Source organism: Microbulbifer sp. VAAF005, from assembly GCF_030012985.1.
Taxonomy (GTDB): domain Bacteria; phylum Pseudomonadota; class Gammaproteobacteria; order Pseudomonadales; family Cellvibrionaceae; genus Microbulbifer.
Window position 1 is genome coordinate 1,948,052 of record NZ_CP120233.1, and the last position, 26,278, is coordinate 1,974,329.

Genomic DNA, 26,278 nt, shown 5'->3' on the forward strand with positions numbered 1-26,278 from the left:
GGACTATCACCCCATTAGTTCACGTTCATGCTGGGCTTACCAAGCGGCAGTAATACGCCGCTGGACTCGCAACAAGTTACTCACCAATGTAGCGGATATTATGTATCTTAGGAGAAATAAATGCTAAAGAAATTTTTATCAGGAGTTATTTTTGGTTCAGGTTTTGCTGTAGCAGCTTTATCTTTATATACAGCTTGGATGTTTTACGTAATACCACCATTAGTTATTCAAAACTTCGATTCCGAGATGACTATTACAGAAGCTTCTTCCATAGAAAACAATAAATATCCTAATACTCCAAATTTCCATGAATTATCTGTGGATGAGATGATCGAAAAGGCTACTGTAATCCTTACTGTGAGATATGAGCCTGGTGAAGATGGTAATTATAAAAGTGTGGTTGAAGATATCTTGAAGCAAGAAGATGGAGTTGACTTATATTATGGAGTCGGTGAAGTGTATGAAGAAAATACTCATGACAAAATGTCAGATGATTTTACTCCAAAGAAAGCGGTAGTATTCATGCAAGGCAATCCTGCAAGTATGAGATATTCAACCGCATATAGTGGGGAAAGAATCAGGGGGCTGGGTGGTATTTCTTTAGATTTGCTTAAAGAAAAATGCAGTAAAACCTAAATCGGGTAGCCGGTAGTTTCTAGCTACCGGCCTCCACACCACCCATCGAGTGGATCCGCAATGGGCTGTTTCCTATCCATAATGAATCTCTACCCAACGATAGGATCAAGTAGCTCTTCATTTGAGCTGAGTGACATAGCAAAGAACCACCTTAACTTTATTCGCCTGGAAATATATCAGTAGGCTACCCAGTCTTTTAACTCATGAATTAAGGTTCAGGCCTCCACCGTGTCCAAATTATTAACCTTGGTATTTGGCTACTATGCCATCGGTTGACTTATGTTTAATTACCTTGGCCATTACTGACCGAGGCACTGCCGTGTCCCACCATTTTTGTCTGCCCCACGATGGTGGCTAGCGGATTGCGCCTACTTAGGACTCAGCCACTACACCGACAGCTTCATAGCAGCAAGTTAAACAGATCTCTCCAGATAAGAACTTGAGCTTTCACTACACAACTGCATCATTGACTCTCCCCCCTAAGATAACACCGCTCCAGTGCTCTTGGCCACCTTACCTCCAGGCTAGCCTTATAAGATGTTTCCGGTCATCAGCTCGTAGTTTTGCTAGCAGCTTACTCCCCCACAAGACCTTACAATATTACAGTTGTTACCATTCGTTAGTAGTTAGCATTTAATGGGACCCATTAAATCGTGACCTTACTATAAGGAACTTTCACCCCATTAGTCCATGCCCATGCCGGGTATACCGAGACCATCACCTTCAAGCCTATCGGCAAAGGTCAGCCTACGCTGCACTCCGGCTGCCGGCCATCGCAGCGTTAGGACACATGAGATTCTGAACATGGATGATGAAGTAATCGAACATAGCGATGAAGAGAAAAAGCTTCCCGGCGGAGGAAAAATAGTGAAAACTTCGCACAGGGCGCTTCAAGCTGCTGGCGGCCAGTTTCAGTATTCGATGAAGAGGGCTTTAGCGAGCTAACAGGGCTAGGTCAGCAGTTTAGTCACTACGCAATGACCGACCTTCCGATACGAATAGAGTTTAAACATGAGTATTAGCACTAAATAAATATATATTGAAAAATCCTCAGTGGACGAGATTAAACAATTCAAATCGTTGGATGATTTAAAAAAGATCCTAGATTCCCACAATAATCGACACACATGGCGATAGCGAAGGAGACCAACTGGCTGTAGGCTAGTTAGCCTCCACACAAACAAGCCAGGAACCTAATGGGAACCCATACCAACCAGCTGACCTCGAAAGAACGATACCAGATCGAAGTCCTCAATGGACAGAGCTATTCGGCTCGAGCCATTGCACTACAGCTCAATCGCTTTATCCATACTATGCTGAGAGCGCTCATCTCCAGGCATTACAGCGGCGATATGGGGCTCGTAAGTACATCAAGTTTGACTTCGTCATGAAGGTACAAATCAACCGTCAGCTAAAAAACGTTAGCCCCGGACACGTTGCTAGCCCGGAGAAACTTGAGAAATGTGAGAAAACGATCAGTTGTTCTACTAGCGTCGCTGGATAGCTCAGCTTGGTTGGAGCTTGCAGCTTCCACGAAAAGGCAAAGTTTACCGAAAGCGTGCGGGAGCAAAGCTCATTCCGGAGCGTATTGATATTGAAGAACGACCTACGATTATTAATGGAAACACCGAGCTCGGCCACTGGTAGAGCGATACGGTTTACAGCCAAGATAGTTCACTTGTGACTTTAGTTGAGCGAGTCTCTAAGTTGTTGCTCACTCGCAGGGTGCCCAACAATAGTAAGAGCACAATAAGTCGGACGATCAAGCAGATGCTGAAGCCGTATCAGGCAATATATAAAACGATAACCTTCGATAACGGAGGGGAGTTTGCTGATCATCAATCGATTGCGCAGAAACTTGGGTGCGAAATATATTTTAGAAGGCCTTATCCCTTTTGAGATCTTGGATTGAACGAAAATACGAATGATCTACTGAGAAGTTTCTTCCCGGAAGGTATAAAATTTGACAAAATACTCAAAAGCCGTATAAACACTCATCCATGAAAGATTCTAAATTACTTGAGCCCACTAGAATTTCTAGCGGGCAGACGTGTGCCACTTATGTTGGCAATCTACGATCTTGGACAACAATATCCTTCATTTTACCTTCTACGAGGTACAGTCAATTTTATCTCTTCCAGAGCTTTAAGTATAATTTTTGTTAGCTGAGTTTGCTTAGGGCGAGTATCATGAAGAATAGACTTCCCCTTTTTCAAATCCGCGAACTTCCTCTTTGCATCACTGTAAGATAAGAATAATTTTTCCTCGTATTCATACCTTAGCGCAGAAATAGTAGCAAAAAAATTATGACAGCACATTTTATCGTTTACTCGATAATGACCGCTGGTTGAAGAAACCCACTTTAGCTCTCCTTCTTCAACGCCAAAGTTACCTGCCGCATAAACCGATTCACGCTTGGCCAGTGCTGCATGTGGTAAATACTGGGCAAAATGTTTTAGCTTATGCCCTCCTTCCGCATACCCATCGTCAGTAGGGAAATAACGAAGCCTGCCATCTTCACCAATCGTAAACATGTATGATCCTGTAGGTAAAGGAAAGCCATTAGCACCAAGTAATTTGTTTTCATCACCATGCTTAGGCAAGATATACATAAATTCATAATAGCCATCGTATCTAACATGGTCAGCAGTAATACGCAAACGCGTACTTTCCAAACAATCCGAGGCGATATGGCCGTAATTAAGCTCTTTTAAAATACTGCCCTTTCCAGAACTCTTGGATTCCCTGTACCAGCCCTGGTTAGATGTCCACCGTACATCACCGTTCAGTTCTCGGATTTTATCACTGGTGCTCTTCTTCCAGGCTGGCTCCCCAAAGTCTAATTGCCCTAGAAATGCTTTAACGGCATAAGCAGCATTCTCGTTCTCAGGATTGGGAAAACTTCTTGTATTTTTATATTTTTTTAAGTGCTCAATAAATGTTTCCCACTCATTTACTGGATCTGAACTCACTGCATTTGCAGAATCACTTTCACAACCCTTGTCTAAATAGCCTTCTATATCCTTATAAGTGAAAGGGTTATCATAGATACCTGAAAGATAATCTTCGGCGGGGTCCATGACTTCGTGATAGGTGTGTACTGGCGTTAACATTTTTGGATAGCCATTACTTCCATTCCAGTAACCAAAAATTCCAAAAGCCATTGCTCGCATCCTTTGCTCGAACAGCACCCATTCGGATTTGGACGCATTTTTGCTGGGTTTTAATAGGCACACCATCTCGAATAACCTCGCAGCAGTATGCGAGCGACCGGTCTCAATGGGCATAAAATGATTCCGGGCAGTAATGGTATCAGGTGATTTTTCATTTCTAGTGCCCGCCCCCAATCTGCCCTGATCCCATTTTATTTCAGTGTTAACATCGTCTTTTTCTTTCGGTATGCCATTTTTCTTTAAAACATCGACTCGATGGAGTCCTTTTTTCGTACACTCCCAACGACGTGGCTTATCGGGACTTTGTTTACCTTGGTATGGATGAGGAACGATTTGGCTATGCCAAGTGGGAAAAAGGCGGCTATTTCCTCTGGGACTAAAAAGTTCTTTGATATCATGTAAGATAGCAATATTCTCTGAAACCGTAAAATTACGTTTATCAAACATCAAACTGAGTCGATCTTTACTGCGTGTCGGATATTTCCAAATGGATTGGCCTAATTTAAGGCTTAAAACGCCTTCATCTTCTCTATATTCCTTATAGTCTGGATATGAATTAGCTTCGTTATAGCTACCCGTCCAGTTTGGGAATAAGTTAAGGGGAGTATAGGTCGAAAAATAGTGGCTTAGTATACCAGCCCTGCCATCCCTATCCCAAAAGATACTGCCTAACGCCCGGCGCAACTCATTAAGCACCTTAGCTGTTGATGTATGCTCGAGTATTTTATTTGCGAGCTCTAATTCTTTGTTACGATTTTTTAGCACTCGGCTATTCGACTCATAACAAAGCTGTTTTTTAAAATCATCTTCCGACTTAAAGCCTTTCCACCAAGCTTTAGGTTCTTTACTTTTAAAACCCAGGGTCGGCCAGATTGAGCCTAATTTAAGCCCGCCGGTGAATTTGAATTCATGAGGCCTTGAAACAACCCAATTTTTCAACACCGTTCTAATTTTATTATACGTAAGTTTTTCTTTGTCTACCTCACCTTTCATTTTTGAATCTGATTTAGCAAATTCAAAGGCTTTTTGAGCCAAGCCATCTATCTGATTCTCATTTATTTTAACGCCGTCAACTGAAACTACCATGGATACCCGCTATCTCGATGATATTTATTTCCTGAAAGGGTATCGGAAGTTTGATGCTAATAATATTTCAAAGCATTACAAAGGATTGCTAAATATTGCAAAACCTGTTGTTGCGTTGGTATTGGCGCATGGGGACTGCTATAGCAGGGCTGTCCCACATAAATTAGAACAGCCATCCTTTTGATGAGTGGCGTGTTTTCATACTAATTGGATAGCGTTATCTTTTACATAACTTTGAGGATATAGAATATCCACGGGTTGATCGGCAAAAGCCACACCCCCTACCCGATGTTTTAGTTATCATGTTTTGTGGTGCGGAAAGCTGTAGAGGTTTTGTTGATTTCGCAGAATCTAACAAAGATCATCTAAAAAATTCACATCTCCAAATAACGGAACACCCTAAAAAACACATTTAGTCGGGTTATTCCAAGCTTAGACCCCAAACAATTAAAGTGCTGTTTTCTGTAATAGGTTCATGGTATTCAGCAAGAGTTGGGCAACTTGATTGCGACTGATGAGAAGATGTTAAGGTACAGCTTCGATCAAGCTAAAAAACAATTTCCAAACATATAGTGAGTGCTTTTGCATCTGAAGCTCGGCTTATCCTTGTACAGCAAAAGGTAGAAAAAAATAGAATGAGATTACGGCCACACGTAAATGCTCTGGCCGATGCCGAGGGCCAAACCATCATGCTGCAGCAGTACCCAGAGCCCAGTGCCCAGTGCCCAGTGCCAACAAAATCGATGAAGAAGCGAAAAGCGCTGTCGCCAGCGCTGAAGTAAACCATCGAAGGAGTGCGCAATATTCGCAGTGAAATGAATATTTCACTAGTGAGGAAAGGCCCGCTGATCCTACGCAATGGCTCTACACGCGATAGAGAGTTTCTAGTTCAGGCGCAAACCCTACTAACCAAGCTATCCAGCCTTTAGACGGTCATCTGGCTAGAGACTGGTGATTCAACAACATTTTAGTTCGCGCCCATGCAGGGCGTGCCAAGGGGCTACACCATACAAATTCGAATTGTCACCTTTTATGTCAAAATATGTACAAAGCCGGCATCAGAATTTGCTCGGTGAGCCAGGCACTTAGTTTTATACACAAGTATTTTTGTTCATATCGGCCCCGAGTTATGCTCTGAACTAGTAGACGAGATATTACCTAAATCACTTAAGATCCAATTTTGATGTAAGATAGAGGGTCTTATTTGTACTATAAGAATACTAAATCAGAGCGAATTCACTATTTGTTATAGGTTTTATGGCCCTCAGGTCTGCAAACGGTACTGTTGGATATAGTCTATGCGAATTTTAGGGCTACATTAAGCTAGTGCTGCAGTGTAGGGACATTGAGTAATACTTAAAAGGTGTGTATAAAATACAGGCCGAGCTTTATAAAAATAAGGGAGATTCTAATTGATAAAATTCCTAAAATATTTTGCCAGCTTTGGTGTCCTTGGTGGGATCGCATTTATAGTCGCCTACAACCATAATCTATATGTTTGGGAGCAACCAAGTAGAAGCATGTGGATTAGCAATGGTAGCTTATTTGATGGTACAGGTACGTTGCCCATTGAGAACCCTGGAATCCTTGTAGAGGATGGTAAAATTTCTTGTCTGGGAGATACTTGTGAAGTACCAATAGATGCTATTCAAGTTGATGCAGCAGGTAAATCAATTGTACCTGGCCTCATAGAGCTTCACGGTCATTTTTTCAGTGGTAAAGCTGATTCTAGCGAGAGCAGCTTACCTGTAATGATTTGGAATTCGATCCGATTGCAACCAGATGTTAGGCGGAAGCTGGTCGAATCAGGTATTACAAGTTATCGTTCCGTCGGCGATCCCAGCTCGGGAATTTATAAGCTAAAAAAATCACTTGACGACCAGGAGGTCGCTGGACCACATATGTTTATTGCAGGGCCTATATTTACTGCTCCTGGTGGACATCCGGTTCAAAGAATACCAAATCGGATGATCGAGCAAATGGTCGTGCAATCCGATGATCCAAAATATGTAAAGGAGAAAATCGCTGCTCTGGTTGAGCAAGGCATTGACGGTATTAAAGCCGTCTATCAGGGCCATACAAATGAACAGGGCGAAATCACGTTACCACGCATCTCAAAGGAAACCTTGCAGACTATTACGACGGAAGCCCGCAAGCATGGGCTTTGGGTTGCGGTACACACAGGCTCTCCACAAGAAACTAATGAAGCTATTAAAGCTGGTATAACTACCATTGAACATGGTGTGCGACATGGCAATCTCATTAGCCCAGAATCAATGCAATTAATTGTCAAGCACAAAATAGTTTATGTACCAACTTTAGGTCGAGAACCCAAGGGACACCTGAATATACCGGCCTTACACGAGGCTGGTGTTCAATTTGGTGTTGGCACTGATACACAAGGCAAAATGATTGTTGGTGACAGCTACCACAATGAATTGTCACGCATGGTTGAAGCTGGATTACCCGATGTAAAAGCACTTTTAGCCGCCACTAGAAATGGGGCCGAAGCTTTGGGGTTAATTGATCAAATGGGGACCATTGAAGTTGGTAAATCTGCTGACCTACTACTTGTCGATGGTCAGCCTTGGAGTGATATTCGTGACCTTAAAAATATCAAGATGGTTGTTTTATCGGGACGAATCGCGTTGGATAAACGTGAACTGACATCTATGTAAATACTCTGTTCCGCCTTTAACGATCTATAAATCGGGTAGCCGGTAGTTACTATCTACCGGTCCCCACACCACCCATCGTGCGAGTCCGCAATGTGCGGCTCGCTATCGGTAATGAACATCTACCCAGCGATCACGCAACGATATCAATCGAGCACACTGAAGGTTAACTACAGCAGGTTAAGCAGATCTCCACAGTTAAGGACGTGAACGGTTTATACACAACTATATCATTTACTCTACCCGTTAGATCATATGGCTTAGGTGTCCTTAGCCACCTCACCTCCAGGCTAAGCCTTATAGGATGTTTCTATTCGTCAGTTCGTAGTTTTGCTATCGGCTTCCTCCCCACAAGACCTCTCAGTATTGCAGTTGCCATTCGCTGTTAGTTAGCATTTAATGGAATCCATTAAATGGTGATCTTCCTACAGGGGACTTTCACTCCATTAGTTCACGCCCATGCTGGGCGTACCAAGTCAATCAATGCTACCCCTTCGGGGCTGGACCTCCAAACTAAGTGCTCCGGCCCATTATTGAGACGATAAGTGAAATAATGAAATACATTCCATTACTCTTACTATTGTTGTGGGCTATATCAGAAAATGTTTTTGGGTGTATGAAAGTTTCTCCCTTCATGCTGAAGGAGTATGAGGGTATGTCAGTCTATGAATCGAATTTGGCGTCGAGTGATATTGCTTTTCGAGGGTACTTAATACAAGCAGAAACTACAGCACGATCAGCTCAAGATGAGGGCGGTGTAAGAATCTATAAGTATCTCATAATTGAGCCATTTAAAGGGAATATTAAAAAAAATGAGATTGTGGAGGTATCACAAAATCGTACTTATTGTAGTTTTAACTATAGTATCGACAAAGAACATTTAGTTTATCTTACAAAAGATAAAAACGGATTATATCAATTTGGCATGGCTCACTCTGGCCCACTGTATGATCAAACTCTTGATATGGAAAAGAAGGAAGATGTAGAGCTTTATCAAGAGATCGTAGAAGCCGGTTTAGGATCTGATTATGTGGTCCGATCATATTTTCCCGACGGGACGCCAAGAATTTACACGTATAGTATTAAAAAAAGCTGGACAAAGTTCGTGCCGCCGGTAGTTTCTAGCTGCCGGCCCCCACACCACCCATCCTACAGGTCCACAAGGGATGGTTACCCATCCGTAATGAAGCTCTGTTTTGCTTGCGGCTTCGTCCCACAAACCTCACGATGTTGCAGTTGCCATTCTCTGGTAGTTGGCATTTAATGGAATCCATTAAATGGTGATCTTCCTACAGGGGACTTTCACCCCATTAGCTCACGCCCACGCTGGGCGTACCATGCGCAGACTGGCGGACCAGTTATCCAATCGTTCCTCACTACAAACTGCCCACAGCTATGGGCGTTATACTAGGTAGGGTCTTGAAGAAATCTTACAGTTACAGCCCTGCAAATGGGAAAGGACAACCCGATGGAGAATACTCTATAGTGGTTTCCGATGGTACACGTAAATTAGTGTTACCGGGAGATGAGCTGCGCCATGAATATTCATGTGGTGATCTTACTCTGCTGATTTCTAGTTATGATTATTACGATGGTGTAAGTTATTGGTATAGCCTGCTTGGTAAAAATGGCAGCATCATAGATCGCGTTTCAACACCAGATAGATTCGGATTTATTGAAGATCTCACAGTCGAAGGTGAAGACCTCTTGGAGTTCGGCATCTTTGATAGTAATGAGCGTTGGCGGCTACGTATTTGCGAACTTGGCTTCAGGTCTTTCTCTTGGGAGGCCATTTTTCAGAGAGAGCCTAAATTTTGGTTTCGTCGGCATTACCTAAAACTAGAAAAGGTATAACAAGGCATTTCACACGTTCCAGCAGTCAAAGCTGTGCTTTGCCTGTCGGGTAAAAATGGCATTCGGCGTTCAAGGAAGAGCAGTGAAGGTAGCTATCATATTAGTACTAGCAATAATTGGTAATCCTGCTTGGGGTAATAGCCTCAATACTGTCGAAAAAATACAGAAGAGTATTTCTGAAAATCTTTCGCAAGGCGACAGTCAGCAAGTAATTGAAGAATACTTAACTTCAACCAACATTGCGCACTCTTATGACAAGCATTCTTTTAGGTATCAAGCCATCGTACGAGAAAATGAGGCTGACTGTAAATTTGAATCTATATTTCTTTGGCTACTCTATGACTGCACCATTCAAATATATATCAACTTAAACGAGCAAGGAGGCTACAAAGACCATGAGGTTTACCAAAGTTATTCTGGCTTGTAGCATTGCAATGCATAACAAGTAACTATTGTTGCCGGTCAAATTTTCAAACCATACTTTCACCCCATATATCCATGGCATTGGCTCAGATTCCGTCCGGGCATTTGTCACAAGTTTCGCGGAGAAATTTCTATAAGCTCTTAAGATTATTTGTCAGGTTGCTCTTACGCTGCCCGCGGCTCCCTTTATACAACACTCCCGAGCGTGATATAACCAGGCACACCGTGAACGGCCAGAAAGCAGGCCAGGGCCTCGCTAACGCTCGCCCCGTGTACGCGTCACTATGCATTACAGTTGACAGAAGCTTATACTCTCCCCTGAGGTAAAGCACACTTAATAACGAACCGCCCGATTCATGGCCCCATCAGACAAGATACTTTGCCCATTAATGTATCGGGCTTCATGAGAGGCGAGAAAGACACAGGTCTGCCCGATTTCTTCGAACGTCGCAGTGCGCTGTGCAGGTATGGACCTGCGGGCAAACTCCGACAGGTTTACATTTTCACAGAAGCCCGGCATTAGATTATTCATGCGAATATTGAATCTTGCATAGCGATCACCATAGAACGGAGCCTTAAGTGTTAAGCGAATCATATCAATATGCTAAAAGAATATTTAAACCTTAGAATATTAGGGGCTTTTCTATTAATTTCAGTATTTTGTCCATGCATGTAGGCTATTACGATACTGTATTATTTATTCCACTTATAATTAGCATCCCCTTTCTTGGATACAAAACGGAATCAAACGATAGAGCTGAAGTGTGGCCGCACAAGTTGTTATATTTTATATACGCTAGTTTGGGCACACTCCTAGGACGGCATGTTGATCCCCATGCTTTATTATTCATTAAGTCAATATTTGACAATATTATTATTGTTTCATTGCTATGTTTAGGTGTATTCTTAATTTATTATGGTAACACGATTAAAAAATTATCAGAGAAAAGTGAAGCATAAAAAACAGAATAAGTATAAGCAGGTTACTACGAGCTTTTGGCTCTTCTCGGGAAGACCCACACTCCACACCAACCTCCCTGTTGTAGTCATTAAGGAGATATCATGAGTAGCAAGGAAGACCCTAAAGGGCTATCCGGTTGGCTTATATTAGTCGGAATTGGTGTCGTACTAGGCCCAATCAGGCTATTTACAACTACCTTCCCTATATTTCAACCAATATTCGTTGATGGTACATGGGAAGCTTTAACAACCGTGGACTCAGAAGCCTACAATCCACTGTGGGCGCCAATTTTAATTGGTGAGATTGCATACAATGTAGCAATGTTCGTAGCTCTAATATATTTAGCATTTCTATTTTTCAGCAAGCACTATCTTTTTCCATCAATTTATATCTTAATAGTAGTTATTTCATTGATTATTATACCTTTAGACGCATGGCTAATACAGTTTGTCATGCCTAATGAGCCGATTTTTGATCCAGAAATAGCGAACGAATTTTTTAGGGTTCTGATAGGTGGAATCATATGGGTCCCATATATGCTGCTCTCCAAAAGGGTTAAGGCAACCTTTGTTGAGGGAATGCCTAACAAATCAGGCCAGCTGGACGCTAGTGGAACTGGTGCCTCTGCTTGAAACATTAGATGTAAGAGATGATCCAAGGATACTTTCAATCTGAAAGCAAATGCTATCTTAGAGGCACTTTAAGCACTTCTTATTATTTGATGGTTCTGGTGGCGCGTATAAAAGGGGAATAAACAGTCAGTATGAGAGAGGAAAGAATGAAGTGGCTTAAGATAAGCCACTTCTGTCACAAACGGCTAATATCTGCTAAAGCGGCAGTGGCATAGGTTTTTCATTCACCTTAAGCTCGCTGTCTTTCAGGCTGACATTTGAAATGTAGCCGTCATTGGTAGACACTAATAAACCTTGTTGTTCAAGGGACTCTAATATGGCCGGTACTTGTTGAGCAGCTATTTGCTCCAGTTGCTCTTCACTCATGCCTTGAGTCTGAGGATTATTTTTCAACTGAGCTTTCATCACTTGTACGGCCATAAATTCAATCACGGCTTTATCTCCGCTTAGATTGCCGTCAATTAAGGCATGTGACAACCAGAAGGCAGGATCTAGCGGTTGCTCTGGTAACGCACTGATGCCGACTAAGCTAGTATGAAGGTTACTGTTAAAGCTGCCTTGTGGGAAAGTACCACGTAAGCTGGTAATGTTCAGCTGAGGCTCGCCAGCCACTAAAGACAACAAGTTATCACTCATAAACTCCATTGTCTTAGCCGTTGCTTCTTCCGTAGGCAGTTTATTGAGTGAGACGGCAAAGTCCTGATAAGACTTCAAAAATTCCTGGCTGATATTGGTGACTTCAAGCTCAAGGGCCAGATCTTCACCGTGGAATTCAGCTATATCGACCTTTTTAGTTCCATAGGCAACTTGCATATTCCCCAGCTGATTTTCTGGGTTGAGCTCAGTACTGGCCTTTATGTATAGATCAGCAATGTCAATATTTTCGTTTTGCTCTTTATCATTTAACTTGATGGCGCCAAAGTTAATTGTTGTATCAGAGTCATAAAAAGCACTTTCAATGATTGCTTCAAGGGAGGAAGGCATGGTCATATCCATAGTCAATCTTTCAACCTTGACGTCCCTTAGCTCGGAAGTAAAGGTAACGCTTTCGGCACTCCCCAGATAAGTTATTTGCTTACCCTGATATTGCCCATTACCCTGAAAACCACTAAAAGTTAACTGTGCTTTTTGATCCTCAACATCAGTAGTAAATGGCGTAATTCTATCGTTATAGTAATAACCACCTAAGGCATTCATATTGCCGTGAATCTGGTAAAAAGGAGCTTCCTCAGCCCAAACCAAGTGTTCACGTAATTGATCACCGGCAACTTCTAACGTCCAGCCGAGCCAACCAAAACCAGCATGCTCGCCGAAACGGAAGGGGCCGTGGGAAGCACTAAAATCTATTTCTACAGAAAAAGGTTCAATTTCAGGGGCACCTGATACATCCGAGAAAGCACTGACATCCATGCTCACCAAAAAGGTGGCCTGGGTTGAAAACCAGGATGTATCCATGTTTTTTACTTCAACCGTATATGCCAAATTTTCATTCGCGGTAGCGACTATTTCATCAATAGATGACTCGAGCTGAGTGCCTACTATTTTGGGCCCAACAATACCGGTAAGCACTGCTGCCGGAAGCAATACACTTAATACTTTTTTCATTAAGATAAATCCAAACTACATATGGGATGGGAAATAAGTCTATTATTGCTGTTATTATCTCATACTTACAGTTAGCTGTAAGTCAAAATGTAAAATATTTATTCTTTTCACTCTAAACTATAAAACGGACGTCCCACAACAACAATATGTAAAGCCGACTCTATGAAACCCACCACATTAACTATCTTGACTGGCGCCCGTGATGGCAAAGAGGGGGACCTCCCTCGCCGACAATGCGAACGCCGTGCTCAACTGTAATTGGCACAAATTCTTATGTTCTTTAAGGGATCGTGTAAATGTAACCGTTGGCGAGTTGAGGTTCAGTTTACTGGACCACTCGAAGGTTTAACTCCACGCGTATGCGATTGCAATTATTGCCAAGCCAACCCATCACGTATTATTAGTGATCCAAATATGTTAGTAACTTTCATTGGCGATGGAATTTCAACTAGACAAAATGGGGATCAGCTCGCTAATTTCTATCATTGTAAAAGTTGTAATCAATTGTTAGCCGTAGGCTGCGATATAAATAGTCAGCTTCGCGGAGCGGTAAATCTCAACATATTGAACGACACGAATGAAATTGGCAAACCTGTTCAAGTGCAGCCAAGGCTGTTAAGTGCCGAAGAAAAACTAGAACGCTGGGACAAGTTGTGGGGCTCCCTCAGTGGGCTTTAAAGGCATAATGAGATACAACAATGGGTCCCGTTGATCACAGAGGTAGCCAAAATGTCGCCTCAACCAAAGTGATCTTGAAATTTCAGGATATTAACACTAATACCGCCTAACCCAGCTTTATTCGTCCGGGTAAATAACCATAGCGCGTAATAGAAGGTTTACCATCCTTGGTTTTCAATGAGTGGTGTTGGTCAAGCAATTCAACTTGCTCAGCCTGAATCGCCTGCGCCTTCTTTAGCGTTATTCTGAATCAAGTCAGATGAGATCGTTTTCCACAGTAACGCAGCATGATTATCACTCATGGAAAAGCACTCCTCTTGGTTGTTAATTAAACCGGATCAATCAGTGCACCGCATCACAGTCTTTCTATCTCAAACATCAGAAACGTCACATCTAATTAGCTTCTGAAATGTCTCTTTGAGATTGAGAGACATTGTTGAGGTCTCCTCCTAAAGAAAGGTTAAGGCGAGTCAGTTTTGCATTCAGAGTTACCACAATCGCTAAAACGGCCAATAGGACAGTAGCTGGTAAAGCAGTGCTGAGCGCTTGCCCTGCCAATAAGTGCGATCCCGCAGCTCCGGTCAAAGCGATGGAGAAACCTGCATATCCCCACTGTTTAAGTGTTTCAAACTTTGATTGAAGAATTGCAATCGCGCCAATCAAATAGGCGGTTCCTAAGATTTTCAACAAATAAAGCGGGTAGCCTAAATCAACCGTTGCCTGAACAATGGCTTCCTGTCCTGTTAGTTTGGCCATGCCTGATATCATCATCAGCACCGCGAACATAGATGAGGCCACGTAAAAGATGACTACCTGTTTTCTCATGAAGGGAACCCTATTTCGTTAATGACGAGCACAGACTAGGTGTTCTCTTATTGCAGTTATATAGACAAAAAGGCAAACTTATATTGCATGAATGCAACGTCAGGGTAATGTCATGGATTGGAACGATTTGAAGGTCGTTATCGCGCTTGCAGAGAAAGGAACCTTAAAGGCGGCTTCTAGCCAGTTGAATGTTAATTCAACCACTGTTTGGAGGCGGATCCAGCAGCTTGAAAGCGAGCTTTCAACGCAGCTATTTATTGTTAGTCGTCGCGGCTACCAACTGACTGAGGCGGGGCGAACTATTTTGGATAGTGCCAAGCGAATGGAGTCATTGGCCGATGGCATCCTCATTCAAAGTTCTCTGCAACATGAAAAAGTTCAAGGTTTAATTCGTGTTACCGCACCCTCAACAATGGCAACGACCACTTTGCCCCAGTGGGTTAGTGAATTCCGGAGGCCATTCCCCGACGTTGAGTTTGAGATCCTTGAAAGTGAGCAGGCTCTGGATATCGAGCATCGCGATGCGGACATTGCCATTAGGGCAAGTCATACAGCACCGGAAAACCTTATTGCACGTAAAATGAGAGATGTAAACTTAAGCATCTATGCCTCTGAAGTCTTTTTGAAGGCTAGAGGGTATAACGCTCCTTTCAAGTTGTCCGAAATTGAACACCTAACAGCTATTGACTACGTGCACTTAGATAACCCTGCAGTGCACTGGTATCAGAAACAAATTAAGAACAACGCCAAATCTATATACTGTAATTCTATAACTACGGCTCTGAACGCGGCTCTCAATGATCAAGGGATAGCTTTGTTACCAACTGATGATTCATACGATCTAGTTGAACTCTATAGACTGGAAACTAAGTACAACTCATCTTTGTGGATTCTGGCTAACAAGGATTTAAGAAACACAGCGCGCATCAAAGCATTTTGGGACTTCTTAATTACTAAAGTAGATAGCTATGAAGGCCAATGATTTGAATATTTCTATATATGAACAATGATGGGCAATAAAAATCTTGTGTATGACAAACTTTTGCAACGCCAAAGGTTCCTCGATCCCTTCTTCACTTGCTTCTTGTCTTGTTTTTCTGCCTCAAAACCAAATCTAACTATGTAGCTATGCTTATTGCGTCTCTGACACATCCCTATTTATGTGGCCTAAATGGACCGATAATCAAACAGTATGTGATAATCAGGGCTTTCGATTACCGCTAAATGTGGGCTTCAATTTCCCCATTAACGAATGGTGATTTTTAGTGTCATAATCAAACAAGAACAATCGTACAATCATAGTCAGCAAGGCTACCACCCTTCGGCCCCGCCCGGGGCGGCTTATCTTGTGGGCGTTTTCCGCAGTCGCTATGCTGCGAGATTTAGACAGGAATTAGAATGATCTACAAATTGTCACCTGTATCAAAAGAGGATGGTAATTTTACATGCGCTTGGTTTGATGATGATGAGCATCTATGGCACGATCCTCGCATTGGCATGCCAGGATCACTTCTGTCAGACTGGGATGTTCCCGAGCTTCGCATTTATTCGAAATCAGGGTCGACAAGTGTCTTATTTAACCCAGGCGCTTACGCTGTGTCTGAGCTAGTAAAAGAGAAGATCAATTGTATTCCGGGAGTTGAATTTCTCCCGATTTATCTTCAAGGTGAATGCGTATATTACCTACTTCATGTGACCACTTGTATCGAACTTCCTAAAGGCACTGATCATCGATTAGCAGCAGGGCCTTCAGGCAACATAAGCAATATTTATTCTTTTCCCAGAGGGTGTTCTGTACCTAGTGGTTTTTTTCGTATTTTACATCCTTCAAATTCGGCTGCTGGTAAAGCCGGATTTTATACAGCTGAAACTTACTTATCTGGTGATGAAAGTAGAGTGGTTGAAGTTGCATGCGAAGGATATTTAAAACTTGAGAGCGTGCAAAGTTCCTAACAAGTAGTGGCCCTGATAGAGCCCCCTACGCTAAGCATTATGTATCCTAGAGAATATTATGAATTTACTGTTCGTATGTAGTGAAAACAGACTTAGAAGCCCGACAGGTGAAGAGGTTTTCTCAGCCTATCAAGGCATCAATGCCATCGGTGCAGGCACAAATAGTGATGCTGAAACAGTGGTGAGTGGCGACCTAATCGAATGGGCTGACATTGTCTTTGTTATGGAAAAGTCCCACCGGAATAAAGTTTCAAAGAAATTCAAAGACCTCCTAAAAGGCAAGAAATTGATCTGTCTAGACATCCCTGACAATTACGCTCGCATGGACCCGGTATTGGTTCGTCTACTTGAAAGCAGGGTATCCAGACATGTCCGATTTCGGTAACCTCTATAAAAATAAACGGTCCGTAAGACCGGCGATGGGTGCCGAGCCCTGCGGCCTACACATCGTTTCGCCCTGTTTCAGTCGCCCATATACTAAAAATTAAGTTTCCATGAAAAATAGACTGATATTTACGAAAAAGCTTGATGTTAGCAGTGATCCCGAATTTGGCATATGCATAGAGCTTTGTAGCTGAGACCAGCTTGATTACATCGAAGATGTGTTGGCTGAGCACTTCGATATTGAATATGATTTCAAAATAGATAACTCCGAGAAAAACAGATACGCACTGTTTTTTAACGAAAAAGTCGATGAATTTTTTGAGAAAAGCGGTATCAGAAATAAACAATTATCATATTTATTCCAACCAGCTCTACACCACGTTATAGTGTGGCATTTAACAAGTAAAGACTCTCGACACCAAAGACACCATTTGATTTTACCTGGAGATTTTCAGACTTATACAGATTTGAATCAAGTATGAGCATTCAAAAAAGGCTACAGAAGTTAAATAGCAATCACGACAACCAAAATAGGATAAAGATACACCTTCTAAATTTTTACTTAAAATATATTAAATATAGATTTAATGAAAATCTAGAAAAGGCATAAAAGCAGTCAGAAAAATCAATACAAAACGCACAACTTGGAAACAACTCCACGAACATGGGTGGCTTATAGAAGGAGAGGCATTTTAGTGATAATGGAAATTAAAACTCACCTTAACTTTTGAATTGGGCACACCAATTTCCGATCGATCATTTGTAGAGTGATACGAATTAAGATCCTGCACCAAACCAAAAACTGAAAGATAGTCGGAAACAAGCGATGACTACCACTATCATACGAACAATTTTCATCTTAATTTTGGTTTCCGGGATTATGTTCCTCCTTGGCTTTATAAAAATCCACAACCCAGATGTTAGCTTTGAAAGCTCAGATGGCCGCTGGGGGGACTCTGAAGTTCAGCTCAAGGGGCGAGATTATTCCGTAATAGAAGAAGGGTTCCGTAGGTACAAACTTCAATGTAACGCAAGCGATGTGTACCTTGTTAGAAATACCGAGAAGAATTGGATAAATGTACTTGCTTGACCAAACTACCTCTCTCATGAGAAATGGAAAGTCCCATACAGAACCGCAAGTGGAGTGCGCTATGATGGCATTATTAGGTGCCAGACAAGCCAATGACACCACACCCTAAGTCCAGTACTGCGTAACCCTAAAAACTTCAATCTGCTTTTGATCAGAGGAATAGTTTAAGAACAATAGGCCCCTCCTTCACCTTCTGGAAGCTGGCGCACATTTTCATTTATTGAGCTGTCGCAAGACATTACATAACCCTACCGAATAAAAAGTATATACATAAGAATTAAACGTTCCTTCGCACCACTGGCGCTATCTCCCGCAACGATTTATAAATCAGACAAGCGAATAGGATTACCGACAACTAAAAAATTTCTCAGAAAAGCAATAATCGTTTTTCAAATTATCTCTTCTTGCGTGAGAGCACCCTCAAAATCAGAATTCTTGATTTGCCCTTTTACTGCAAGACCAGTGATTGATACGGGCTTCGCCCGCAGAAACATGGGAGAGCGAAGTTGAATTACCCGGATCAGTTCACTCCTCAGATTTGGCCATTGATTGTCTATTGTCTGGCCGTATTTGCCCTAATTACCTTAATGCTCAGCCTTTCCTATTTTCTCGGTCAAAAACGCAGGGACCCAGCTACCGATGAGCCCTATGAGTCGGGTATTGTTTCCCAGGGCAATGCGCGCCTGCGCCTCTCTGTCGCCTATTACCTTGTTGCCATCCTGTTTATCGTCTTCGACCTGGAGGCGATTTACCTGTTTAGCTGGTCCATCGCATTTTATGAAACTGGCCTGCTCGGATTTATCGAGGCCACCGTATTTATCGTGATACTGCTGGTGGGGCTTATTTATCTGTGGCGCCTGGGTGCACTTGACTGGGGCGGATACCAGAAGAGTTTGGAGAAACGCCAAAAACCCCGATAACAACAATGAGAATTCATAATGCGCTGGAAGCTGAGCAAGGCCGACGACCTGATTGCTACCGAACACGGCAATCCTTCTGAAGAAATAAGCACTCAAGATTTAGAAAAAAATATTCTCCTTACCAAACTCGAAGAGCTGGTTTCCTGGGGCCGTTCAAATTCCCTGTGGCCATTTAACTTCGGGTTGTCCTGTTGCTATGTAGAAATGGCCACCGCCTTCACCAGCCGCCACGATATCTCCCGCTTTGGCGCTGAGGTCATCCGTGCAACCCCTCGACAAGCGGATTTGATTGTAATTTCAGGGACGGTTTTCCTGAAAATGGCACCAGTGGTACAGCGACTCTACGAGCAAATGATCGAGCCCCGTTGGGTCATCTCCATGGGCTCCTGTGCAAATTCCGGCGGTATGTACGATATCTACAGTGTGGTTCAGGGGGTCGATAAGTTTCTCCCGGTCGATGTTTATGTGCCCGGCTGTCCACCACGCCCAGAGGCCCTACTGCAGGGATTGACCTTACTGCAAAAGTCGGTGGCTGCGGAGAGACGAGCCTTCAGCTGGGTTGTGGATGATCAAGGAACTCACAAGGTTCCAAAGCCCAGTCAGCGTGATCTCCATAGGGAGGAACGTATGAAAGCTGACATGCTACGTGCGCCCGACAGTGTTTAGGCTTCATGGAATAAGAAAAAAACAACGGAATAGCCAATGACTGGCGTAATTGCGAAAACTGTCCACACAGCAACTCCCTACAGGAAAGCAGCAGAGGCATTTATTCGGGACCTCGACACCGGATATAAGCTTCACTCGTTCTGGTGGCAGCCACACTGTGATGATATTCCCACACTGTGGATCGAGAAACATGCCTTGATCCCTCTTTTGCTCTTTCTCAAGCGGGATATCGCCCATCCATTTGAAATGCTGTATGACCTGAGTGCTATCGACGAACGGCTGCGGGTCAACCGTGGGGAGGGAACCGAAAAACAGCCTTCCAGCGATTTCACCCTGGTATATCAACTACTTTCATTTACCCGCAATTTATTTATCCGTATCAAGGTGGCTCTTCCCGAGAGTGATCTTAGTGCACCGACTATTACTACCGTTTGGGAGAATGCCAACTGGTATGAACGGGAAGTGTGGGATCTATTCGGTATCGACTTTCCCGGTCATCCCCATTTACAGAGAATCATGATGCCGCTGACCTGGAAGGGGCATCCACTGCGCAAGGATCACCACGCCCGGGCTACCGAAGTCGACCCATTTAGCCTATCAGAAGAGAAGGAGCGCAAGGAACAAGACGCCCTGCTGTTCCGGCCGGAAGACTGGGGCATGGCCAGGAGTAATGAAGACTCAGAGTTTATGTTCCTCAACCTCGGCCCGAATCACCCCAGTGTGCACGGGGTATTCCGTGTAGCCCTTCAGCTGGATGGTGAACAGATTATCGATGCAGTGCCAGATATCGGTTACCACCATCGCGGTGCAGAGAAGATGGCCGAGCGCCAGGCCTGGCATACCTATGTGCCCTACACCGACCGTATCGATTACCTCGGCGGTGTCATGAACAACCTGCCCTATGTAATGGCACTGGAGCAACTCGCCGGCATTAAGGTCCCTGAACGCGCACAGATGATACGGGTGATGATGTGCGAGTTCTTCCGCATATCCAGCCACCTGGTATTTTTTGGCACCTTTGCCCAGGACGTGGGGCAGATGTCTCCCGTGTTCTATATGTTTATCGATAGGGAAAAACTGTTTGGCATTGTCGAGGCCATTACCGGCGGCAGGATGCACCCGGCATGGTTCCGTATCGGCGGTGTAGCGCAGGACTTACCCCAAGGTTGGGACAAAATGGTGCGGGAATTTCTTGACTATATGCCCGCACGCTTAGCCGATTACGACGGCATGGTAATTAAAAACAAACTCCTGCAACGCCGCACCCGTGGCATTGGTGTCTACGATACGGCGGAGGCGTTTGAGTGGGGGGTTACCGGGCCAGGGCTTCGCGCCACGGGCCTGGATTGGGATCTGCGCAAAAAGCGCCCTTACAGCGGCTATGATCAGTTCGAGTTCGAGATTCCCAGCTACGATGGTGGGGACTGTTTCGACCGCTGCCGGGTCCGGGTGGACGAGATATGGCAGAGCCTGCGGATTATCCGCCAGTGCCTGGAAAATATGCCGGCAGGCCCTTATAAGTCGGACCACCCTTTGACCACCCCTCCGCGAAAGGGGCGCACCATGGAGGATATCGAGACTTTAATTCAGCACTTTGTGAATAACAGCTGGGGACCGGTAATGCCAGCCGGCGAAGTGTGTTATCCCATTGAAGCCACCAAAGGTATCAACAGCTACCAAATCGTTAGTGATGGGGGGACCACCTCATACAGGACCCGAATTCGCACCCCTTCATTCCCACACCTGCAAATGATTCCGTTAATGTCCAACGGACTGTTGATTGCTGACCTTATTGCCATTATTGCCAGCATCGACTTCGTCATGGCGGATGTGGACAGATAACAATAAAAAACTACGGCAGGCACAGGGCCGTACAGCAGCGGAGTAGAAAAGTGCACGGAAATACACCCAGCGTTTCAGCCATCGCACACACAGATGGCGGCAGCGCCTCAACGAAACCTCCGCAAGTTCTATCTCGGGGGCGACTATGTCCAGCTTATTAGAACCGGAATTGATTGAAGTAATGGAGCAAGGCAATAGCAATTCAGCAGACAACCAGGCGACCTTAACAGTACAAGAAAAAGAGGAAATTGATCAGGAAGCCACCCACTACCACGAAAAAACTTCAGTGGGGCTCGAGGCGTTGCGGATTGTACAGAAACATCGCGGCTGGATTTCCGATGAGAGCCTCCAGGCAATTTCCAATTATCTGGATATTCCCGTTGCAGAACTTGAGAGTGTCGCCACCTACTTCCAGTTGATTTTCCGCCAACCAGTAGGCAAGGAAGTGATCTACCTTTGCAAAAGCTCCAGCTGCTGGATTATGGGTTGCGATAATTTGCAGAAAAAAATATCTGAGCGCTTAAATATCCAGCCTGGAGAGACCTCCGAAGATGGGATTTTCACCCTGCTGGAAACGCCTTGCCTGGGAGATTGTGACAAAGCCCCGGTCCTTATGCTCGGCGAGGAGATGCATCGCCATTTGGATGAAAAAGGTATTGATGAATTAATCGATAAGAAGAAAAATACCATGCTGACAAATCCACTGACTAAGAATATTTCCAGTGAAAATATTGCCGCCACTATTGAGCAATATGTGGAAAACGACGGCTACCAGGGCTGGCGCAAAGCCATCACCATGGTACCGGACGATATTATCAACGAAGTAAAAGATGCAGGCCTGCGTGGACGCGGTGGAGCGGGGTTTAACACTGGGCTGAAGTGGAGTTTTGTACCTAGGGGTGAAGATTCGCCCAAACAAAAGTACGTTGTCTGTAACGCTGATGAAATGGAACCCGGCGCCTTCAAAGACCGATTGCTAATGGAGCGAGACCCTCACCTCCTCCTTGAGGGAATGGCTATAGCCGCCTATGCCATTGGCGCCTCTCACGCCTATATTTTTATTCGTGGTGAATACCACCTGGCTGCAAACCGTCTCGAACAGGCAATCGATGAAGCCAAGCAGCAGGGCATGATTGGCGAAAACATTTTCGACAGTGGCTTTAATCTGGAGATCTGCCTGCACCGCAGCGCCGGTAACTATATCTGTGGTGAAGAAACCGCACTGCTAAACGCCCTTGAAGGCAAGCGGGCCATTCCCCGTGCCAAGCCCCCTTTCCACAGGTCAGCGGGCTTTGGGGCAAACCCACTGTCGTTAACAATGTAGAGACCTTGTGCAACCTCCCCCATTTAATTAGCCACGGCGTGGAGTGGTACAAAAACCTTAGCCGGGGTGACGATGCGGGAAGCAAAATATTTGGTGTTAGCGGAAAGGTTAATAATCCAGGGGCTTGGGAACTCCCAATGGGGACGCCCATTCGCGAAATTATTGAACAACATGCCGGTGGCATGAAAGATGGCCTGCAACTGAAGGGCATTCTTCCCGGCGGAGGGTCAACCGATTTCCTCGGCCCAGACCACCTCGACCTTCCCATGGATTACGACGTTATCGGCAAGGCCGGCAGCCGTATGGGGACCGGCACGATTACCGTGCTCGACGATAAAACCTGCCCCGTAGGCCTGGTACTGAACCTGACCCAGTTCTTCGCGCGGGAATCTTGTGGCTGGTGTACCCCCTGTCGGGACGGCTTGCCCTGGGCCGTCAAAATTCTGGAGAGAATAGAGTCTGGCCAGGGGACTAAAGAAGACTTGGAACTCCTCAGGGAACAGTGCGAGCGTATCGGCCCCGGCAATACCTTTTGCGCCCTGGCTCCCGGTGCCGCCGAGCCGATACAAAGCGCGTTAAAACTCTTTGAACAGGATTTTATCGACCATATTGAAGGCGGTTGTTGCCCCTACCAATAAATTAGCGCGACTAAATTAGTACAACAACCCTGCCCCTGAAAGCATTAATAAAAAGAAAATGGATTTCAAATGCCAACCATCACAATAGACGGTAATAAATACCAGGTTGATGGAGATCAAAACCTGCTCACTGCCTGCCTGTCCCTGGGTTTGAATGTCCCCTATTTTTGCTGGCACCCCGCCATGGGTTCTGTTGGCGCCTGCCGCCAGTGTGCAGTTATCGAGCATAAGGACAGCGAAGATCAACGGGGCCGTTTGATTATGAGCTGTATGACGCCGATAAAAGACGGCGGTATTTACAGTGTCAGTTCGGAAGCTGCGAAAGATTTTCGCGGTTCTGTGATAGAAGACCTGATGACCAACCACCCTCACGATTGCCCGGTTTGTGAGGAGGGCGGCGAGTGCCACTTACAGGATATGACTGAAATGTCCGGTCATACCATGCGCCGCTATCAGGGTACCAAGCGCACCCACCGAAACCAGTATCTCGGCCCCTTTATCAATCACGAAATGAATCGCTGTATTACCTGCTATCGATGTGTCAGGTTCTATCACGACTATGCCGGTGGCGAGGATTTACAAGCACTGGGTCGCAATCACCAGGTCTTTTTTGGCCGCAATACCGAGGGCATGCTGGAAAATGGTTTTAGTGGGAACCTTGTCGAAGTGTGCCCCACCGGAGTATTTACCGATAAGACTTTCAGCCAGCACTTTGTCCGAAAATGGGATTTGCAAACAGCTGCCTCAGTCTGTGAACACTGTGCCGTGGGTTGTAACACCGCGCCTGGAGCGAGGGAATCCGGCAACAACCAAGACCCGATGTTGCGCCGTGTGGTCAACTTATATCACCACGATATCAACGGTTATTTTCTCTGTGACCGGGGGCGTTTTGGATACGAATATGTCAACAGTAAGAGCCGGATAACCCAGGTACTTTCTGCGCGCAAAGATGATGTGATCAGCTCTACAGCAGAAACTGATGAACGTCTGCACAAAGAGGTTTCCCCCAAGGATGCAGTATTCTCACTTTCAGAAAAACTCGCATCAGCACAGAGAGATGAGCACCGCTTGATCGGCATTGGTTCACCCAGGGCATCATTGGAAAATAACTTCGCCCTATTAAAATTTGTAGGGCGGGATAACTTCTTCTCTGGCCTCAACCAGCGGGATATGCAGCTACTACACCTTGTAGACAGAATTCAGAGCGATGCCAATATCCACAGCCCGACCATCCCTGAGATAGAAAATTCAGATGTTGTATTGATACTTGGGGAAGATATCTACAACACAGCCCCCAGGGTTGCCCTGGCAGTTCGCCAAGCAGCACGGAGCCGCCAAAAAGAACAAGCTGAATCACTAAGAATACCCTTGTGGCAGGATGCTTCCGTTCGGCAATTGGAGGGTGATCCCAGCCCGATTATTTTTATCGGCACCGAACTCAATCAGATCTCAGATATTACCTGTAAAGCGATCTATACCCTGCCGGAACAGGCTGCCCAAATCGGCCAGGCAATTGCCAATAATATTCTGGAGGTAAAAAGCAACAAAACTTCACTTAGTGCAGAGAATCTGGAGGAAGCTGAAAGAATCTCAGCAATATTAACTGCGGCCAAGAACCCAGTGATTATCTCTGGAACCAGTAGCAAGAATATCCACCTTACCCACAGCGCAGCCAAAATCGCCTGTGCACTGGCGGAAAAAAACGGCAAACCCACTTCTCTATACTTGTGTTGTGAAGAGGCTAATAGCTTGGGAGTTATTCAGCTGTTTGAGCCCGAAACCGGTTCCCTTGAGCATCTGATCACTGAACTCAAGAATGACAAAACCGATATCGATAAAACCCTAGTGATTCTGGAGAATGACCTCTCCTTAAGAGTCGCGAGTGAAGAGTTAAACAGTCTGTTTGCCAGCGTCGACCATATCATTCTGCTGGACACCCTGCTCAATGAAACCGCCAAACATGCCGACTTAATCTTTCCTGTATCCGCAACGGCCGAATCCCAAGGGACATTTGTTAACAATACTGGTTTGGCACAGCGATTTTATGCGGTCTATGAAGGCACTGGGTATATCCAGGAGAGCTGGCGCTGGCTGGTAGATGCCGCTGGTTTTTCCACAGAACACTCCGAGAGTATCGACACTATTATCAATTGGAATCACTGCCCAGATATCACCGATTCCCTAGCAGAAAGTGTTTCTTCACTCAAGGTCATCAAAGATTTAGGGCCGGATGAAAACTTCCGAATTGACGGGCTCAAGGTTGCTCGACAGACCGCTCGCTACAGTGGGCGCACGGCTATTCACGCAGAGGAACATGTCTCAGAGGAGCCTCCACACCAAGACCCCGATGCTCCTATGAGCTTTAGCATGGAAGGTGTGCACAACCCAAACCGGTCACCGCTGCAAGCCAATATCTGGTCTCCCGGATGGAACTCCAACCAATCAATTTTCAAGTTTCAGCAGGAAGTGGGTGGCGAACGCCGTGGTGGTGCCTCGGGCAAATACATCCAGAGACAAGAGCAAGTACTTTCGGATTGGTCCTTGCCCACAGCCTCCGATGGCGATAGAGATAGCGATAACCACAGTCTAACGACACTGCCGATTTACCGAATGTTTGGTTCGGAAGAGCTCAGTAACCGCGCAATGGCCATCGCTACAGTAATCGATAAGCCATTCTTTACATTAAATCGCGGTGATGCCGAAAGTGCCAACCTAAACCAGGGAGACACAGTGGCATTAGACACCAATAGCGGTGTTTTCCGGGGCAGTGTGGTTATCTCCGATAGCCAACCTTCGGGCAGCCTGGGTGTGCCCTATGGTCTTCCAGGGCTGGAAACTCTTGCCCCCGTATTACCGGGTGGCGCCAATCTGTTGCCAGTGGAAGAAAGCTCCGCAATCGGGCAAGAGGACTAA

At 44.9% G+C, this 26,278-nt stretch carries 22 protein-coding genes and 1 pseudogene; 19 read left to right on the forward strand and 4 right to left on the reverse strand.

The window, feature by feature from the left end; all coding sequences use genetic code 11:
- The first annotated feature begins 120 nt into the window (after window positions 1-120).
- From P0078_RS08685 to P0078_RS24545, 4 genes and pseudogenes are all read left to right on the forward strand, one after another.
- Window positions 121-636 carry a hypothetical protein gene (locus P0078_RS08685; protein ID WP_282934008.1) on the forward strand — a complete coding sequence of 172 codons (516 nt, stop codon included), beginning with the start codon at window positions 121-123 and terminating at the stop codon, window positions 634-636.
- 804 nt (window positions 637-1,440) lie between these two features.
- Window positions 1,441-1,581, forward strand: coding sequence for a hypothetical protein (locus P0078_RS08690; RefSeq protein WP_282934009.1), 141 nt, complete (start codon window positions 1,441-1,443; stop codon window positions 1,579-1,581).
- A gap of 251 nt (window positions 1,582-1,832) precedes the next feature.
- Window positions 1,833-2,027, forward strand: coding sequence for a hypothetical protein (locus P0078_RS08695; RefSeq protein WP_282934010.1), 195 nt, complete (start codon window positions 1,833-1,835; stop codon window positions 2,025-2,027).
- Window positions 2,028-2,298: 271 nt separating this feature from the next.
- Window positions 2,299-2,535, forward strand: a pseudogene (locus P0078_RS24545) (DDE-type integrase/transposase/recombinase); the annotation flags it as partial.
- A 203-nt stretch (window positions 2,536-2,738) separates the two neighbouring features.
- Here P0078_RS24545 and P0078_RS08700 read toward each other — a convergent pair.
- Window positions 2,739-4,895 carry a hypothetical protein gene (locus P0078_RS08700; RefSeq protein ID WP_282934011.1) on the reverse strand — a complete coding sequence of 719 codons (2,157 nt, stop codon included), beginning with the start codon at window positions 4,893-4,895 and terminating at the stop codon, window positions 2,739-2,741.
- Between the two features lie 635 nt (window positions 4,896-5,530).
- Here P0078_RS08700 and P0078_RS08705 point away from each other — a divergent pair.
- From P0078_RS08705 to P0078_RS08725, 5 genes are all read left to right on the forward strand, one after another.
- Complete coding sequence (locus P0078_RS08705; protein ID WP_282934012.1) at window positions 5,531-5,677, forward strand: hypothetical protein; 147 nt, start codon at window positions 5,531-5,533, stop codon at window positions 5,675-5,677.
- Between the two features lie 630 nt (window positions 5,678-6,307).
- On the forward strand, window positions 6,308-7,573 hold the full coding sequence (locus P0078_RS08710) for an amidohydrolase family protein (RefSeq protein ID WP_282934013.1): 1,266 nt from the start codon (window positions 6,308-6,310) through the stop codon (window positions 7,571-7,573).
- 652 nt (window positions 7,574-8,225) lie between these two features.
- The gene (locus P0078_RS08715; RefSeq protein WP_282934014.1) at window positions 8,226-8,834 is read left to right on the forward strand and encodes a hypothetical protein; all 609 of its coding nucleotides are present in this window, start codon (window positions 8,226-8,228) and stop codon (window positions 8,832-8,834) included.
- A 155-nt stretch (window positions 8,835-8,989) separates the two neighbouring features.
- Window positions 8,990-9,424: a hypothetical protein gene (locus tag P0078_RS08720; RefSeq protein ID WP_282934015.1), complete on the forward strand. Its 435-nt coding sequence runs from the start codon at window positions 8,990-8,992 to the stop codon at window positions 9,422-9,424.
- A gap of 82 nt (window positions 9,425-9,506) precedes the next feature.
- Entirely contained in the window at window positions 9,507-9,851 is a 345-nt protein-coding gene (locus tag P0078_RS08725) for a hypothetical protein (RefSeq protein ID WP_282934016.1), read from the forward strand.
- Window positions 9,852-10,181: 330 nt separating this feature from the next.
- Here the strand turns inward: P0078_RS08725 and P0078_RS08730 are convergent, their stop codons facing one another.
- Window positions 10,182-10,442: an SDR family oxidoreductase gene (locus P0078_RS08730; protein WP_282934017.1), complete on the reverse strand. Its 261-nt coding sequence runs from the start codon at window positions 10,440-10,442 to the stop codon at window positions 10,182-10,184.
- A gap of 467 nt (window positions 10,443-10,909) precedes the next feature.
- Here P0078_RS08730 and P0078_RS08735 point away from each other — a divergent pair, with 467 nt between their 5' ends.
- Entirely contained in the window at window positions 10,910-11,440 is a 531-nt protein-coding gene (locus P0078_RS08735) for a DUF2569 domain-containing protein (protein WP_282934018.1), read from the forward strand.
- 195 nt (window positions 11,441-11,635) lie between these two features.
- Here P0078_RS08735 and P0078_RS08740 read toward each other — a convergent pair whose 3' ends face one another.
- A complete protein-coding gene (locus P0078_RS08740; protein ID WP_282934019.1) occupies window positions 11,636-13,045 on the reverse strand; it encodes a YdgA family protein in 1,410 nt (469 codons plus the stop codon).
- A 1,071-nt stretch (window positions 13,046-14,116) separates the two neighbouring features.
- Window positions 14,117-14,548 (reverse strand): DoxX family protein, encoded by a 432-nt coding sequence (locus tag P0078_RS08745; protein WP_282934020.1) that lies wholly within the window; start codon window positions 14,546-14,548, stop codon window positions 14,117-14,119.
- Window positions 14,549-14,660: 112 nt separating this feature from the next.
- Here P0078_RS08745 and P0078_RS08750 point away from each other — a divergent pair, with 112 nt between their 5' ends.
- The 9 genes from P0078_RS08750 (at window position 14,661) to nuoG (ending at window position 26,278) form a co-directional block, all read left to right on the forward strand.
- Complete coding sequence (locus P0078_RS08750) at window positions 14,661-15,530, forward strand: LysR family transcriptional regulator (RefSeq protein WP_282934021.1); 870 nt, start codon at window positions 14,661-14,663, stop codon at window positions 15,528-15,530.
- 416 nt (window positions 15,531-15,946) lie between these two features.
- A complete protein-coding gene (locus P0078_RS08755; RefSeq protein ID WP_282934022.1) occupies window positions 15,947-16,501 on the forward strand; it encodes a hypothetical protein in 555 nt (184 codons plus the stop codon).
- Window positions 16,502-16,559: 58 nt separating this feature from the next.
- The gene (locus P0078_RS08760) at window positions 16,560-16,886 is read left to right on the forward strand and encodes a low molecular weight protein tyrosine phosphatase family protein (protein WP_282934023.1); all 327 of its coding nucleotides are present in this window, start codon (window positions 16,560-16,562) and stop codon (window positions 16,884-16,886) included.
- Window positions 16,887-18,481: 1,595 nt separating this feature from the next.
- Window positions 18,482-18,895 (forward strand): NADH-quinone oxidoreductase subunit A, encoded by a 414-nt coding sequence (gene ndhC / locus P0078_RS08765; RefSeq protein WP_282934024.1) that lies wholly within the window; start codon window positions 18,482-18,484, stop codon window positions 18,893-18,895.
- Window positions 18,896-18,913: 18 nt separating this feature from the next.
- Entirely contained in the window at window positions 18,914-19,561 is a 648-nt protein-coding gene (locus tag P0078_RS08770) for an NADH-quinone oxidoreductase subunit B (RefSeq protein ID WP_282934025.1), read from the forward strand.
- A gap of 36 nt (window positions 19,562-19,597) precedes the next feature.
- A complete protein-coding gene (nuoC, locus tag P0078_RS08775) occupies window positions 19,598-21,403 on the forward strand; it encodes an NADH-quinone oxidoreductase subunit C/D (RefSeq protein WP_282934026.1) in 1,806 nt (601 codons plus the stop codon).
- Between the two features lie 145 nt (window positions 21,404-21,548).
- Complete coding sequence (nuoE, locus tag P0078_RS08780; RefSeq protein WP_282934027.1) at window positions 21,549-22,727, forward strand: NADH-quinone oxidoreductase subunit NuoE; 1,179 nt, start codon at window positions 21,549-21,551, stop codon at window positions 22,725-22,727.
- 137 nt (window positions 22,728-22,864) lie between these two features.
- Complete coding sequence (locus P0078_RS08785) at window positions 22,865-23,365, forward strand: NADH-ubiquinone oxidoreductase-F iron-sulfur binding region domain-containing protein (RefSeq protein WP_282934028.1); 501 nt, start codon at window positions 22,865-22,867, stop codon at window positions 23,363-23,365.
- A 69-nt stretch (window positions 23,366-23,434) separates the two neighbouring features.
- Complete coding sequence (gene nuoG, locus P0078_RS08790) at window positions 23,435-26,278, forward strand: NADH-quinone oxidoreductase subunit NuoG (RefSeq protein ID WP_282934029.1); 2,844 nt, start codon at window positions 23,435-23,437, stop codon at window positions 26,276-26,278.